At 62.8% G+C, this 14,380-nt stretch carries 12 protein-coding genes; 7 read left to right on the plus strand and 5 right to left on the minus strand.

Features of this window, described 5'->3' with window-relative positions:
• Positions 1–63: 63 nt before the first annotated feature.
• Entirely contained in the window at positions 64–402 is a 339-nt protein-coding gene (locus EJ079_RS24565; protein ID WP_006205430.1) for a P-II family nitrogen regulator, read from the minus strand.
• A 358-nt stretch (positions 403–760) separates the two neighbouring features.
• Here EJ079_RS24565 and EJ079_RS24570 point away from each other — a divergent pair, with 358 nt between their 5' ends.
• Positions 761–2,305 carry an NAD(P)H-hydrate dehydratase gene (locus tag EJ079_RS24570; RefSeq protein ID WP_127810393.1) on the plus strand — a complete coding sequence of 515 codons (1,545 nt, stop codon included), beginning with the start codon at positions 761–763 and terminating at the stop codon, positions 2,303–2,305.
• Positions 2,302–4,305, plus strand: a complete 2,004-nt coding sequence (locus EJ079_RS24575) for a hypothetical protein (RefSeq protein ID WP_127810394.1) — start codon at positions 2,302–2,304, stop codon at positions 4,303–4,305. Before EJ079_RS24570 ends, EJ079_RS24575 begins: the two co-directional genes overlap by 4 nt.
• A gap of 32 nt (positions 4,306–4,337) precedes the next feature.
• On the opposite strand, the gene EJ079_RS24580 is transcribed toward EJ079_RS24575, so the two are convergent.
• Both EJ079_RS24580 and EJ079_RS24585 read right to left on the minus strand, forming a co-directional pair.
• A complete protein-coding gene (locus EJ079_RS24580; protein WP_127810395.1) occupies positions 4,338–5,408 on the minus strand; it encodes a M48 family metallopeptidase in 1,071 nt (356 codons plus the stop codon).
• A gap of 7 nt (positions 5,409–5,415) precedes the next feature.
• Complete coding sequence (locus EJ079_RS24585) at positions 5,416–6,948, minus strand: acyl-CoA carboxylase subunit beta (RefSeq protein WP_127810396.1); 1,533 nt, start codon at positions 6,946–6,948, stop codon at positions 5,416–5,418.
• A 408-nt stretch (positions 6,949–7,356) separates the two neighbouring features.
• On the opposite strand from EJ079_RS24585, the gene EJ079_RS24590 reads away from it, so the two are divergent.
• A complete protein-coding gene (locus EJ079_RS24590; RefSeq protein WP_127810397.1) occupies positions 7,357–8,778 on the plus strand; it encodes a DEAD/DEAH box helicase in 1,422 nt (473 codons plus the stop codon).
• A 100-nt stretch (positions 8,779–8,878) separates the two neighbouring features.
• Here EJ079_RS24590 and EJ079_RS24595 read toward each other — a convergent pair whose 3' ends face one another.
• Together EJ079_RS24595 and EJ079_RS24600 are read right to left on the minus strand one after the other, a co-directional pair.
• Complete coding sequence (locus EJ079_RS24595; protein ID WP_127810398.1) at positions 8,879–9,853, minus strand: alpha/beta fold hydrolase; 975 nt, start codon at positions 9,851–9,853, stop codon at positions 8,879–8,881.
• Positions 9,854–9,931: 78 nt separating this feature from the next.
• On the minus strand, positions 9,932–10,753 hold the full coding sequence (locus EJ079_RS24600) for an SDR family oxidoreductase (protein WP_023812065.1): 822 nt from the start codon (positions 10,751–10,753) through the stop codon (positions 9,932–9,934).
• Between the two features lie 328 nt (positions 10,754–11,081).
• On the opposite strand from EJ079_RS24600, the gene EJ079_RS24605 reads away from it, so the two are divergent.
• From EJ079_RS24605 to EJ079_RS24620, 4 genes are read left to right on the plus strand one after another with little or no spacing between them, the layout of a single operon-like run.
• A complete protein-coding gene (locus EJ079_RS24605) occupies positions 11,082–12,116 on the plus strand; it encodes a cysteine synthase A (RefSeq protein ID WP_127810399.1) in 1,035 nt (344 codons plus the stop codon).
• Positions 12,116–12,859, plus strand: coding sequence for an alanyl-tRNA editing protein (locus EJ079_RS24610; RefSeq protein ID WP_127810400.1), 744 nt, complete (start codon positions 12,116–12,118; stop codon positions 12,857–12,859). Before EJ079_RS24605 ends, EJ079_RS24610 begins: the two co-directional genes overlap by 1 nt.
• Before the next feature lie 39 nt (positions 12,860–12,898).
• Positions 12,899–13,765, plus strand: coding sequence for a 3-mercaptopyruvate sulfurtransferase (gene sseA / locus EJ079_RS24615; protein WP_127810401.1), 867 nt, complete (start codon positions 12,899–12,901; stop codon positions 13,763–13,765).
• 5 nt (positions 13,766–13,770) lie between these two features.
• Entirely contained in the window at positions 13,771–14,334 is a 564-nt protein-coding gene (locus EJ079_RS24620; protein ID WP_127272758.1) for a GNAT family N-acetyltransferase, read from the plus strand.
• Positions 14,335–14,380: the final 46 nt, after the last annotated feature.

A 14,380-nucleotide genomic window follows, 5' to 3' on the forward strand; every position in this document is an offset into this window, starting at 1 on the left:
CGTGTATCCCTGTGTGATGACTTTTTTTGTTGATGACGTTTTCAGGAGGATGGGGCGGTCAGGTCAGACCGCGTCCATGCCCGTTTCGCCGGTGCGTATCCGCACGACTTCCTCGATGTTGGAGACGAAGATCTTGCCGTCACCGATGCGGCCCGTCTGGGCCGCCTTGCGGATGGCCTCGATCGCGCCTTCGACCGCGTCGTCGCCGAGCACGACCTCGATCTTCACCTTGGGCAGGAAATCGACGACATATTCGGCGCCGCGATAGAGTTCCGTATGGCCCTTCTGACGACCGAAGCCTTTTGCTTCGGTGACAGTGATGCCTTGCAGTCCGGCTTCCTGAAGCGCTTCCTTCACTTCGTCCAGCTTGAATGGCTTGATGATCGCTTCGATCTTTTTCATGTAAAAAGTGGCCTCCACTGCCAAAAAAACGGGTTGTGACCCCCCGCTTGCGCCTCCATCAAGCACGAACTGTGCCAATTCAGCGGATTCTAAGCGGTCTCATAAGATTTCAAAGCCGCGCCGCACCGGGATGCAAATTCGCGTCATTCGCTGCACCGGAAGCGGCATGGGCTGCCAGAGCCTACACAGCGCCAGCACCCGCGTCCGCACAAAAATCAGGCATATCGCCTATCCCGCAGGCAATTTTCTGCCCGCGATGCCTTGGTGCCGACGTTATGGCTGCAGATCTCGGCAACTCCCCCTTGTTTGCTTAGGATCGAAATTGGACAATGCTTGATAGCATGCGGATCGGCAATCCATGAGCAACGAACTTCTTTCCCCGGCCGAAATGAGCGAGGCTGATCGGCTGACGATCGCGGCCGGTCCGGCCGATGGAATCAGCCTGATGCGGCGCGCGGGCGAAGCGGTCGCGACCGAGGTGCTCAAGCGCTATCCCTCGGCAAAGCACATCCATGTGCTCTGCGGGCCCGGCAACAATGGCGGCGATGGCTATGTCGTCGCACGCCTCCTGGCCGGCAGCGGCGTCGGCACAACGATCTGGTCATCCGGAGCGCCGAGGCCGGAAAGCGATGCGGCGCTCGCCGCCGCGGAATCCCTGGTCAAGTCCCGGCCGCTGTCTGATTTCGACGCCGAGTTCGGCTCGATCGTGATCGACGGGCTCTATGGGGCAGGGCTGTCCAAGCCGCTGTCCGGCGATGCCGCGAAAGCCGTCGATACCGTGACAGCCCTGCGCCTGCCCGTGGTCGCGATCGACCTGCCGTCGGGCGTCTCGGGAGCCAGCGGCGAAATATTGAGCAGGGCGTTTCGCGCCGAGGTCACCGTCACCTTCGCGCGGAAAAAGCCCGGCCACTTGCTGCTGCCGGGGCGCGGGCAATGCGGTGAAATCGTGCTCGCCGATATCGGCATCGATGACGGCATCATCGCCCAGCTCGCTGTCTCAACCTTCGAAAATATGCCGGACCTGTGGTTGCGGGAATTTCCGGTGCCGGCGGTTGACGCGCATAAATACAAGCGCGGCCATGTCGGCGTCTTTTCCGGCGGTCCCAGTGCTACCGGCGCGGCGCGGCTGTCGGCGATGGCCGCCGCGAGAAGCGGGGCAGGGGCGGTCACCGTGCTATCGCCTGGCAATGCCATGCAGGTGAACGCGACACACCTCACCTCGATCATGCTGCGAGAGGCGGGGTCACTCGAGGAGGTGCAGGAATTTCTGACGGCGCGCCATCCCGAGGCGCTGGTGTTTGGACCGGGACTCGGGCCAAAGCCCAAGGTCGGCGATTTCGCCCTGCAACTGATCAAGACCTTGGCGGAGGGTGCACGCGCATCGCAAACTGCAAACCACGGAGGAGCGATCGTGCTTGATGCCGATGCCATCACCTCTCTGGCCCATCAGCCGCAGGCGCTGTTCGAAGCCGCCCGTCAGCCAAACGCTCCAGCGTTGGTCATCACGCCGCACGAGGGTGAATTCGGCCGCTTGTTCCCAGATATCGCCGGGGACAAAACCATGTCGAAATTGGACAAGGCGCGAGCGGCTGCCGCGCGGGCCAACGCAACGATCGTCTACAAGGGCGCCGACACGGTCGTAGCTGCGCCTGATGGCAAGGCAGCCATCAATTCCAATGGTGCGCCGTGGCTGGCCACAGCCGGGTCAGGCGACGTGCTGTCGGGCATCATCGCCGGTCTGCTCGCACAAGGCATGCCGCCCTTCGAGGGCACCTGCGCGGCGGTGTGGCTACACGCTGAAGCCGGCAGCCGGTTCGGACCCGGCCTGATCGCCGAGGATCTGCCGCTGGCGCTGCTGCCGGTGTTGCGTGAACTCTTCGACGCGCGCACGGCTGTTCTATGAAACGCGCCCTGGCTCCGTTGCTTGCCACCCTCATCGCTGTCTTCATGGCGTCGACGGCGCGCGCCGAAGGCCCTGTAACCGTCGTCGACAATCCGGCGGTGCTCGCCGCGCTCGATGCCGGGGGTTTCGGCTTCGCCGATGTTTTGGGGGTTGACGGCGAGGACGGTCTAAAGACGCTCTACGGCGAGGCGCCCGCCTATCACGCCATCGTCGACATCGTTGCCTCCGATGTTGCAGCGCTCCGCGCCGAGATGAAGGATGGCGGGCGGCCGCTCCACGAGGTGACAGACGGCAATGTCGGCCGCATCATGGATATGCGCTGGCTGAAGACCGATGCCGCGCGCTTCCGGCTGGTCGGCGTCGTCAACCGGCTCGACCGTCGCGATTTCACGCTGCTGCAAGGCGACAGGAGCTGCGGCGAGGTGCGCTTCATCTACCGCCTGGCCTACAGTTTTCGCAAGAACGGCAAGCTGCAGGCATCGCGCCTGCCGTTCAATTTCAATGCCGTCTACAGCGCCGCTCCCGATGCCGATGGCGGCTGCGTCGGCACTGCCGGACGCTGGGCGCCACAGCTTGACGAGAGCGTCGATGCCGGCTGGCTGACCGGCGGGCCGCTGGAGAAGGCCGGGCTGACCTTCAAGCAGCTGGAGCTCAACGCGCAGGTGGTGCGCTTCCCGTCCGGCCAGGAAACCGAGTTCGGCGGGCAGGCGGCCTATCTCATGCGGGTATTCGGCATCGATGGCGCTGCTATCAGCGAGAAGCCGCTGGAGAACACGCCCGACACCGCACGGCTCTCGCAGGACGCGGCGCTGAAAGCACGGCTTGCCGCCTATGTCGGCGCCAATTTGCCGGCGGTTGACGAAGGCGTCTATGAAATCCCCGACGAGTTCCTGGCCAGAAAGATCATATCATGGTCGACCTTCGGCAGCGCGCGGCAAGCCAATCATCCGTTTACGCAATTATTCCAGCCCAAGGAATTCGCATCGCTCGATTATTCCGCGTTGAAACTGCTGCGCACGCCGGAAGCGCTGGTCGAGCGGCTGGACAATGGCGCCTGCCAGGGTTGCCATCAGGCCGGTTCGACCGCCGGTTTCCATTTCATCGGGCTAGACGACAAGACAACATCGCCGCTGAACCGCATCGAGGTCGGGATTTCGCCGCATCTTCATGCCGAGATCCCGCGGCGCCAGGCGCGGCTCGCCGCCACGGCCGAAGGCAAGCAGCCGAACCGCTTCCGTCCGCTCTCCTTTGCGCCGCCGGCGGTCTGGACGAACGCCGACGCGGTCGACTATGCGCCGGCCGAGATGGCCATGCCGTGCCTGATGCCGGAAGATGCGACCCGCTTCGGCGCGACCTGGCAATGCGACGGCGGCACCGTCTGCACGCCGCTGGCCACCGCTTCAGGCGTGCACACGAAACTGGCGCAATGCCTGCTGCCCAAGGACAGCGAAAAAATGTTTTCCGGCCACCCCTGCCTGACCGGCTCGATCGCCAGCAACGCGGCGCAGCCTTTCAACGACCGCTATAGCAAATCGGGCCAATTCGCGGCCTTCGCCCCGGACATTTCCCGTACCGCCTACACCTGCCGTCCGCCGAAGATCGGCGTGCCTGGCGGCATCGCCTATCGCGGCTGCGACGACAAGGACCGCGACTTCGCGGCCTTCAAGGCCGGCAAGCCGATGCCGAACGAGATCTGCGGGCTGGTCGGCGGCAAGAAATTCGACATCTGCGTGGCCACCAACAATTTCGACCAATGCCTTGGCGGCGCCGTCAATCGCGGCAACCGGCCGGCCTGTTCGGCCGATCATTTCTGCCGCGAGGACTATATGTGCCAGTCGCTGCCGCCTGACACGCCGGGCATCGGCAAGGTGAAAGGCATCGGCTTCTGCTCGCCGACTTACTTTATCTTCCAGATGCGCATCGACAACCACGCAACGCCATGGGGCAGCCCCGTGCGAGCCACCATGGGAGCGGGGTTTAGTGCGGCGGAAGAGGAGTGAGCTACAGCTTTGGCAGCAATTCCGGGCGGCACCTACCGATCCAGATAGGTGGCGATTTTCGACGTCCACTCGCTATCGAAATGATGGACCCGCTCCGCAACAATTTCACTGCTCAGCAGGCTCGACAGGGCAGAAATCGAAACCGGTTCTATTGTGGGAGCCGAGTTGTATCCAAGCGCAGCCAGACGTTCCGACCATGGTGGATGGTCCGCGTTTTCGTCATCTGGGGCATCCCAGGCCCTTTGGGCATATTCTTGCAGGATGGGGCGGTTCGATAGCTCATTGGAAGCCATCAGAACCCGATCAAGCGGCGGACGAGGCGGGACCATCGTGCCAAGCAGTTCACGCTTGAGAGGAGTGTAAACCCTGTCATTGAAAAATGCATCGGCAGCGGCGATCAAGAGCAGCGCGCGCGCTGCTTCGTGAGAATCGCCTGACCTTGCCGCATGGCGATCGGCATCGATTTCCGCTCGTCGCGACAATCGTATCTCTTCGCGTTCCAGTGATTGAGAGAGCGGACCCAGCAGCAAGTAGAACAGGCTTCCGGAAACGGTTTTTCCTGGGGGAGCGTAGTCGAAGACCAAATCGAAACTTTTGTCGAGTTCGGCGAGATTGAGCCCGCCGTTCGTATCCTTGTTTTTCAAATGTGCGTCTTCGTGAGCCAGAATCGTGGCGAATGCTTTGTCGTCGGTCACCGCGAGCAATGGAATGCCTACGGTCAAGACCGCCCGACGGCCGAGCAGACCGAGAAATGGACGCTCTTCCCCTATGCTGGCGTTGAGGCTGTCGCTCAGAACGATCGTGGTTCGGCTGGCGCGATGTTTGCCAGCGATGCTTTCCCACACGGCCCATAGCTGGGGAGCCGAATCCTGAGAGATGCCTTGCACCGGGCTGGGGCGAAAGCCGGCAAACAGTGCCCCGATCAACAGCACAAAAGCCAGCATCGCGGCCGGTATGGCGATGACACCACCTGCTATTACCATGAGCGGATGCCGGTCAAGCAACAACAGCCACAGAAGCACCGGGCAGAAAAGCGGGAGAGCGAAAAGCAGGATGGCGAACCTGCCAAAGCGCGTTCCCATATAGAGGACCAAGCGCGACATCGATGCCTCACAGCGGGATGTTGTCGTGCTTCTTCCAAGGGTTCTGCATATCCTTGTTGCGCAGCATGCGCAGCGCGCGCGCGATGCGGCGGCGGGTCGAATGCGGCATGATCACCTCATCGACATAGCCGCGCTCGGCGGCGACGAAGGGCGACAGGAAGCGATCTTCGTAAGCCTTTGTATGGGCTGCGATCTTTTCGGCGTCACCGATGTCCTTGCGATAAATGATCTCGACCGCGCCCCTGGCGCCCATCACCGCGATCTGCGCCGTCGGCCAGGCATAGTTCATGTCGCCGCGCAGATGCTTTGACGCCATCACGTCATAGGCGCCGCCATAGGCTTTGCGGGTGATGACGGTGATCTTCGGCACGGTGGCCTCGGCATAGGCGAACAGGAGTTTCGCGCCATGCTTGATCAGCCCGCCATATTCCTGCGCGGTGCCGGGCAGGAAACCGGGGACATCGACGAAGGTGACGATCGGTATCGAGAAACAGTCGCAGAAGCGCACGAAGCGCGCCGCTTTGCGGCTGGCATCCGAATCGAGCACGCCGGCCAGCACCATCGGCTGGTTGGCGACGAAGCCGACGGTGCGACCCTCGACACGCCCGAACCCGGTGACGATGTTCTTGGCGAAGTTCTGCTGGATCTCGAAGAAGTCGCCTTCGTCGGCAACTTTCATGATCAGTTCCTTGATGTCGTAGGGCTTGTTGGCATTGTCGGGAATCAGCCGGTCGAGCGACAAATCATGGTCGGTGACCGACTGGTAGCATTCGATCTCGGGAAGCTCCGATGTGTTGGAAGCCGGCAGCAGGTCGACCAGCCGGCGCATCTGCAACAGCGCCTCGACATCATTGTCATAGGCGCCGTCGGCGACCGAGGATTTCGTCGTGTGGACGGAGGCGCCGCCCAGGCTCTCGGCGGTCACCGTCTCGTTGGTCACGGTCTTCACCACATCCGGTCCGGTGACGAACATGTAGGAAGTGTCGCGCACCATGAAGATGAAGTCGGTCATGGCAGGCGAATAGACGTCGCCGCCGGCGCATGGGCCCATGATGACGGAAATCTGCGGAATGACGCCGGACGCCAGCACGTTGCGCTGAAAGATCTCGGCATAGCCGCCGAGTGCCGCGACGCCCTCCTGGATGCGCGCGCCGCCAGCATCGTAGAGGCCGATGATCGGCGCCCGGTTGCGCAGCGCCATCTCCTGCACCTTGATGACCTTCTCGGCATGCGCTTCCGACAGCGAGCCGCCGAACACGGTAAAATCCTTGGCGAAGAGGTAGACCGGGCGGCCGTTGACCGTGCCCCAGCCGGTGACGACGCCGTCGCCGGCGATCTTTGTGTTCTCCATGCCGAAGTCGGTCGAGCGGTGCTCGACATACATGTCGAATTCCTCGAACGAGCCCTCGTCGAGAAACACCTCGATGCGTTCGCGCGCGGTGAGCTTACCCTTCTTGTGCTGGGCATCGATGCGGACCTGGCCGCCACCCATGCGGGCGATCTCGCGGCGGCGCTCGAGTTCCTTGAGAACGTCTTTCATCGATTACCTCCCAAGCCAGTGGCATTTCGTGGTAATCGTGCCGGCAAGCGAGCGCAAGCGCCGCTTGCGCCACGGGTTTTGTTGCGCTGCAGCATGACGCCCCTTGCATTTGGCGGCGAACTCAGCCATATGCAGCCCATAGGCGCTTGGGCCGGGAACGAATCCGGCCTTCTCGACAAATGAGACTGGTTGCGTCTGTTTTCCCTCTTTCCGGTATATCGGCCCTTTTTCCGGTAAATCACAAAGCGGCGAAAAAGCCCCGTGGCATGATGCCTGCGGGCACGACAGCGCAGCCGAGTGGACGAATACGTCCGCCCGCCTTGTCGTTCATCACAGATTTTTCGACGGCAGGTTGCGCCCTGCCGCCATCGATGTTTGCGGCCAGAAGCCGCGTGAAAGAAGATTATTTTGACCAACGAAAACACTTTGCCCGGTAGCACTGCGGAACTCACCGGTTTCGCGGCACTGGGTATTACGGGCGCGCTGCTCAAGGCCACCCACAACGCCGGCTTCGCCGAGCCGAAGCCGATCCAGGCACAGGCGATCCCGCCTCAGATGGAAGGCCGTGACATTTTCGGCATCGCCCAGACCGGCTCCGGCAAGACCGCGGCCTTCGCGCTGCCGATCTTGTCGAAGATCATTGCGCTTGGCACCAAGCGCCGGCCGAAGACGGCGCGTGCGCTTATCCTGGCGCCGACGCGCGAACTCGCCGTGCAGATCGAAGACACGATCAAGATCCTCGCCAAGGGCGCGCATGTCTCGACCGCGCTCGTGCTCGGCGGCGTGTCCCGCTTCAGCCAGGTGAAGAAGGTTGCTCCCGGCGTCGACATCCTGATCGCCACGCCCGGCCGGTTGACCGACCTTGTGCGTGAGGGCGACCTCGTGCTTGCCGACACCAAATGGCTGGTGCTGGACGAAGGCGACCGCATGCTCGACATGGGCTTCATCAACGACGTCAAGCGTATCGCCAAGGCGACGGCGCCCGACCGTCAGACGGTGCTGTTCTCGGCGACCATGCCCAATGAAATCGCCGAACTGGCCAAGGGCCTGCTGAAGAACCCGATCCGCGTTGAAGTCGCGCCGCAAAGCACGGCGGCGGCCGAGATCGTGCAGGGCGTGGTCTTTGCCCGCACCAAGCAGAAGCGCCAGGTTCTGTCGACGATGCTCGCCGACGAGGCGATGAAGTCCGTCATCATCTTCTCGCGCACCAAGCATGGTGCCGACAGGGTGACCAAGGACCTCGAGCGTGACGGCTTCAAGGCCGCCGTCATCCACGGCAACAAGTCGCAGAATGCCCGCCAGAAAGCGCTGAACGATTTCCGCGACGGCTCGGTGCGCATTCTGGTGGCGACCGACATTGCGGCGCGCGGCATCGACGTCCCCGGCATCAGCCATGTCGTGAATTTCGACCTGCCTGATGAAGCCGAGAGCTACGTCCACCGCATCGGACGTACCGGCCGCAACGGCATGGACGGCATCGCGATCACGCTTTGCGATCCTTCCGAGAACAGCAAGCTGCGCCAGGTCGAGCGCATCATCCGCACCAAGCTGCCGATCGTTGCCGACCATCTCGGCAGCCCGGATCCGGTGCGCAATCCGGCTGAAAAGAACGAGCGCTTCGAGCCGGCCAATGATCGCAACGACCGCAATGGCCGTCGCGACGGCAGGCGGCCCGGTGGCGAGAACAAGGGCAACGGCTTTGGCAAGAAGCGCTTCGGCGACAAGCCTGCCTTCGCAGGCGAGCGCAAGCCGGAAGGCGCCAAGCCGGCCTTCAAAGGCAACAACAAGCGCCGCTTCGGCGGCAAGCGTCCGGCAGCGCGGGCTGCGTAAGTAGCCAGCGTTGTAGTCAGTCAAGCTCAGGCTGGCTGATTGCCGGGACAGACAAGGAAAGGGCGGCTGAAGCGATGCTTCGGTCGCCCTTTCCGTTTGCCTACTTCACCACCGCTTCGATCCAGACGGCGATCCTTTGCGCCAGAAACGCCGTGGTCGACGGCGACAGCGCGTCGCCGGCAATGACGTGATTGTCCGGGTCGCCGGTGTCATCGACCGGAACCAGTTCATGCGGCGCGCCCCAGCGCCCGGCAATCTCGCGGGTGCGGTCGGCCCGCACCACTTTGTCCGAATCAGAAAAGATGAACAAAGCAGGGATGGTCGCCTTCTCCACCGGCGCGCCATAGGCAAGCTCGGTCAGCGCCTGCATCGGCAAGGTTGCTTCGATCGGATAGCGGGTGGTCCAGAATTCTTCATTCAGCGCGTTGCGCGGCACGAAGCTGTGTTCCTTGCCGGCGACCAGCCTGGCAATTTGTTTGCCCCACGGCATGGTCAGGATCTCGGCGCCCGAAGCCTTGACGCCGAAGTTCGGCGAGATGAACGCAATCGCCGCCACCTCGTCCGATACACCGGGCTGCGTTGCCGCCCAGACCGCCAGCGAGCCGCCGGTCGACGTCGAGATGACGATCACCTTGTCGCCGATCGCCCGGCCGATGGCGAGCGCTTCCTCATAGTCGTTGATCCAGGCGTTGATGCTGCCTTGCGTCATCGCCGCGCCATCCTGCCCGTGACCGGTGAGCCGGGTGTAGAAGAGATTGGCATCAAGCTGTTCCGCCACTTCGTCGGGCAGCGGGCGGACCTCGCCCTTCGATGCGGAAAAGCCGTGGATGTAGACGATCGACAGCGGCGTCCTGGCATGCACCAACGGATCGGCCCAGACGATCTCTTTTTCCAGCCCGTCACGGATTCCGGGGATGGCGGCTTCCGCCTTTGCCACATAGGCCTGCGGATCGTCAGCGATGAGCGAGGGATCGAAACGGATCGTGGTGTCGACGCGAACGCGCGGGCCGAGCACGAAGGCCAGTGCGAGAATGGCGATGAGGCCCAGCACAGCAAGCACGATCCGTCGCCCCATCGCAGACTCCACGCAGCACTTGTCTCAACCATGACCAAGGCGGCCCGAAACGGTGGGCCTGCTAATTTCGCCGGCGGCCTATTCGATCGGGGGCTTGCGGTCGTAATGCAGCGGCCGCGCCTTCCAACTGGTCATCAGGCTGATAAACCCTCTGCACAGCGGCCTCGGCAGCAGGCCGAGCAGTTTCAGGGGCCAGCTGGTCCGGCGCGGGAAATGGACTTCGAAGCCGCCGGACTTGATGCCCCGCGCCATGCGGCGCGATGCGCGGCTGACCGGCATCAGTCCCGGCATGGGCAGCATGTTCTTCTCGGTCAGCGGGGTGTCGATGAAGCCGGGATTGAACACCTGGATACGCACGTTCATCTTGTCGAAATCATACTTCAGCGACTCGGCCAGGATGTTGATCGCCGCCTTGGTGCCGCCATAGGCGGCCGTTGTCGGCCAGCCGAAATAGGATGTCACCGAGCCGACCAGCACGACATGGCCGCGCGCCCGCACACGCATGCGTTCGACCGCGGGCACGAGGCCGTTGATGATGCCGAAATAATTGACCTCGAAGGACCGGCGAAAGTCGTTGACGACAAGATTCTCCCCCGGCGTCGAAATGTAGTTCCCTGCATTGAAGATGGCGAGCACGATGGGACCGAGCTCCTTCTCGATCGCGGCGACGGTTCTTGCCATGCGCGGCTCGTCGGTGACATCGCAGGGAAAGGCCGTGACACTGCCCGGCATCTGCGCGGTCTCGACGACGAGCGTGTCGATCGGATCGTCGTCAAGCGCCGTCACCGCGACCGCATAGCCCTGGGAAGCAAGATCCCTGGCCAGCGCACGGCCGATGCCGCTTGAGCCGCCCGTGATCCAGGCGACGCCGTGCTTCGGGTTAGCCCGGTAGAGTGTCATGCTGCGCCCTGTCGACTTGTTGGTGCTTTGCTCTAGAGCGGTTCACCGTTTCACGGAAACGGCGAACTGCTCTATCTCCTTGTTTCTACGCAATTCCGGACGGAAAACCGTTTCACACTTTTCCTGGAATTGCTCTAGCGGTGAAGAAATCGAATGAAAAGCCGCTTTTCAACGTCAGCCGGAAATGAACAGTGGCGCAAGAGGCCAGCCTCGGGAAGCGCCGACGCAACAACAGCACTGCAAATGCGACTGGACCAGACAAATTCTTGCCTTGAAACCGCAGCTTCGGGTTTCTAGGGTTTCGGCGCACCTACACAAGGAATCCTGAATGCCCCGTTCTGTGATCGACGCGATCGGCAACACTCCTCTGATCCGCCTCAACAAAGCTTCGGAACAAACCGGTTGCGAGATCCTGGGCAAGGCCGAATTCATGAATCCGGGCCAGTCGGTCAAGGATCGCGCGGGCCTGTTCATCATCCGCGACGCCGAGAAGCGCGGGCTGCTGAAGCCCGGCGGCGTGATCGTCGAGGGAACGGCGGGCAATACCGGCATCGGGCTGACGCTGGTCGCCAAGGCGCTCGGCTACCGGACCGTCATCGTCATTCCCGAGACGCAGAGCCAGGAAAAGAAGGACACGATCAAGCTGCTCGGCGCTGAGCTGATCGAGGTGCCGGCCGTGCCCTACAGGAATCCCAACAACTACGTGAAACTGTCGGGGCGGCTGGCCGAGCAACTGGCAAAGACAGAACCGAACGGCGCCATCTGGGCCAACCAGTTCGACAATGTCGCCAACCGTGACGGCCATATCCGCACCACCGCGGAGGAGATCTGGAGCCAGACCGGCGGCAAGGTCGACGGTTTCGTGTCGGCGGTCGGTTCTGGCGGCACGCTGGCCGGCGTCGCCTCCGGACTGAAGGCCAAAAGCCGGGATGTGAAGATCGCGCTCGCCGATCCGCTGGGGGCCGCGCTCTATTCTTTCTACACCAGCGGCGAGCTGAAGTCCGAAGGCAGCTCGATCACCGAAGGCATCGGGCAGGGGCGCATCACCGCCAATCTCGAAGGGTTCACGCCGGATTTTTCATTCCAGATCCCCGATGAGGATGCGCTGCCGATCGTCTTCGACCTGATCCAGGAAGAGGGCCTTTGCGTCGGCGGCTCGACCGGCATCAACATAGCCGGCGCGATCCGTCTGGCCAGGGAACTAGGTCCCGGCCACACCATCGTGACCATTCTTTGTGATTATGGCACGCGCTATCAATCAAAACTGTTCAACCCGGAATTCCTGCGCGAAAAGCAGCTGCCGGTGCCAGGCTGGATGGAACTGAAGAGCACAATTCCGGTGCCGTTCGAAAAGGTCGCGTGATGGCAAACAGGACGGACGCCCTGTTTCGCGACGATGCCTATCTGCGGACGGCGGACGCAACGGTCGTTGCCGTCAACGATCGCGGCGGTATCATCCTCGACCGGACGATCTTCTACGCCACTTCGGGCGGCCAACCGGGCGATACCGGGTATCTCGAACGTGGCGACGGCAGCCGTATCATCATTGCCGCCACCCTCACCGGTGAGATCAAGGACGAGATCATACACGTGCCGGCGCCGGAGCAGGCGGTTCCGCAGCCCGGCGAGGCGCTGAGGCTGGCGATCGACTGGGAGCGGCGGCATCTCCTGATGCGCATGCACGCGGCTTGCCACCTGCTTACCGTCGTCTGCCCGTTCCCGATCACCGGTGCCTCGGTTTCCGAGGACGACAGCCGTGTCGACTTCGACGCTCCGGATGCCGGCTTCACCAAGGAGGACGTCACCGCCGGGCTGATGGACCTGGTGCGGGCCGATCATCCGATCTTTGTCAGGCTGATCAGTGACGAAGACCTGGCCGCCAATCCCGGCCTGGTGAAATCCAAGAACGTTCGGCCGCCGGTGGGCACAGGCAAGATCCGCCTGGTCTGTATCGGCGACAACGCATCGGTGGACAGCCAGCCCTGCGGCGGCACCCATGTGAAAAGCACCGCCGAAGTCGGCGAAATCCACATCGGCAAGATCGAGAAGAAGGGCCGCGAGAACCGGCGCTTCCGCATCCGCTTTGGGCCGATGCCGGCAAACTGAACAGGACAGTGATCGCCAAAAAGCGAGCAGGAGAACAAAATGGCCGAGGACAGCCCCTTCACCGTCGACGCAGACTGGCTGCAGCAACGTCTCGGCGAGCCGGGCCTGACGATCATCGACGCATCCTGGTATCTCCCGGCGCAGAAGCGCGATGCGCGCGGCGAGTATGAGTCGGCCCACATCCCGGGCGCACGATTTCTCGATCAGGATGCCGTTTCGGGCCCGGATTCGCCCCTGCCGCATACCTTGCCGTCGCCGCAGCATTTTGCCCAGTATGTCGGCGCCATGGGCGTTTCGGCCGATGACACCATCGTCGTCTACGACGGCCCGGGTTTCTTCTCCGCACCCCGGGCGTGGTGGATGTTCCGGGTGATGGGCGTCTTTCAGACCTATATTCTGGAGGGCGGCTTCGATGGCTGGAAAGCCGCCGGCAGGCCGGTGACGGCCGAACCGACCAAGATCGCGCCAAGCGTGTTTCATGCCGATTTCGACGCCGGGCGCGTCGCTGGCCTCGCCGACATGCGCGGGATCGTCGACACCAGGGCGAGCCAGATCGCCGACGCCCGTGGACCGGGCCGCTTCACCGGCACTGAACCTGAGCCGCGCGCGGGTATCCGCTCCGGCCATATGCCCGGCGCGCGCAATCTGCCCTATTCGGCGCTGTCGGAAAATGGCGAGCTGCTGTCGAAGGACCGCCTGCGCAAGGTGATCGAGGAGGCCGGCATCGATCTGGCGAAACCTGTCGTCACTTCATGCGGTTCCGGTATTACCGCGGCGGTGGTGACGCTGGCGCTGGAAACGCTTGGCCATACGAACAACAGGCTTTACGACGGCTCCTGGACGGAGTGGGGCGGGCTTTCCGACACGCCCGTGGCGACCGGCCCCGTTGTGACCGGCAAGGAATGAAGACGATGGAAAACGGCGCGCTGGAAGACATCGAAGTCACGGTGACGTTCCTCGAGATGCATGTGCCTCCGGCCTATTCGCCGCCTGTGCCGTATAACCGTCAGGTCGCGCTGCTGAAGACCAAGGACATTCCGCTGCATTTCTACCGCTATCTGATGGACCGGGTGGGGCGCAAATGGCACTGGGTCAATGTGCTGAGGCTGGATGACGACGAGCTTTCCGCCGGCATCCATCGTGAGGATCGCGACATCAGGGTGCTTTACCTCGACGGCGCGCCCGCCGGCTTCTTCGATCTCAAGCCGCATCTGCCGGAAGAAGTCGAGCTCGCCTATTTCGGCATGATGGAACATGCCACCGGGCAAGGCATCGGCCGCTGGTTCCTGGGCTCCGCGATCGCCGCCGCATGGTCGCATGGGCCGAAGCGGGTGACGGTGCAGACCTGCACGCTCGATCATCCGGCGGCTCTGCCGCTCTACCAGAAGCTCGGCTTTGCACCGGTGGCGCAAAAGAGGGAAATCGTCCATCCGCTGCCTTTCACCGAGCGTGCGGCCAGCGTCATGCGGCCCTAGCCGGAAGCTGACACCAGCTCTAATCTGAACCCGCCGTTCATCGGCC

This window comes from Mesorhizobium sp. M7A.F.Ce.TU.012.03.2.1 (assembly GCF_004006095.1).
Lineage (GTDB): Bacteria > Pseudomonadota > Alphaproteobacteria > Rhizobiales > Rhizobiaceae > Mesorhizobium.

What these genes read in the sequence shown, in the direction of transcription:
- EJ079_RS24565 (WP_006205430.1), bottom strand. Translation starts at nt 402, where the DNA reads ATGAAAAAGATCGAAGCGATCATCAAGCCATTCAAGCTGGACGAAGTG.
- EJ079_RS24570 (WP_127810393.1), top strand. Translation starts at nt 761, where the DNA reads ATGAGCAACGAACTTCTTTCCCCGGCCGAAATGAGCGAGGCTGATCGG.
- EJ079_RS24575 (WP_127810394.1), top strand. Translation starts at nt 2,302, where the DNA reads ATGAAACGCGCCCTGGCTCCGTTGCTTGCCACCCTCATCGCTGTCTTC.
- EJ079_RS24580 (WP_127810395.1), bottom strand. Translation starts at nt 5,408, where the DNA reads ATGTCGCGCTTGGTCCTCTATATGGGAACGCGCTTTGGCAGGTTCGCC.
- EJ079_RS24585 (WP_127810396.1), bottom strand. Translation starts at nt 6,948, where the DNA reads ATGAAAGACGTTCTCAAGGAACTCGAGCGCCGCCGCGAGATCGCCCGC.
- EJ079_RS24595 (WP_127810398.1), bottom strand. Translation starts at nt 9,853, where the DNA reads ATGGGGCGACGGATCGTGCTTGCTGTGCTGGGCCTCATCGCCATTCTC.
- EJ079_RS24600 (WP_023812065.1), bottom strand. Translation starts at nt 10,753, where the DNA reads ATGACACTCTACCGGGCTAACCCGAAGCACGGCGTCGCCTGGATCACG.
- EJ079_RS24605 (WP_127810399.1), top strand. Translation starts at nt 11,082, where the DNA reads ATGCCCCGTTCTGTGATCGACGCGATCGGCAACACTCCTCTGATCCGC.
- EJ079_RS24610 (WP_127810400.1), top strand. Translation starts at nt 12,116, where the DNA reads ATGGCAAACAGGACGGACGCCCTGTTTCGCGACGATGCCTATCTGCGG.
- sseA (WP_127810401.1), top strand. Translation starts at nt 12,899, where the DNA reads ATGGCCGAGGACAGCCCCTTCACCGTCGACGCAGACTGGCTGCAGCAA.
- EJ079_RS24620 (WP_127272758.1), top strand. Translation starts at nt 13,771, where the DNA reads ATGGAAAACGGCGCGCTGGAAGACATCGAAGTCACGGTGACGTTCCTC.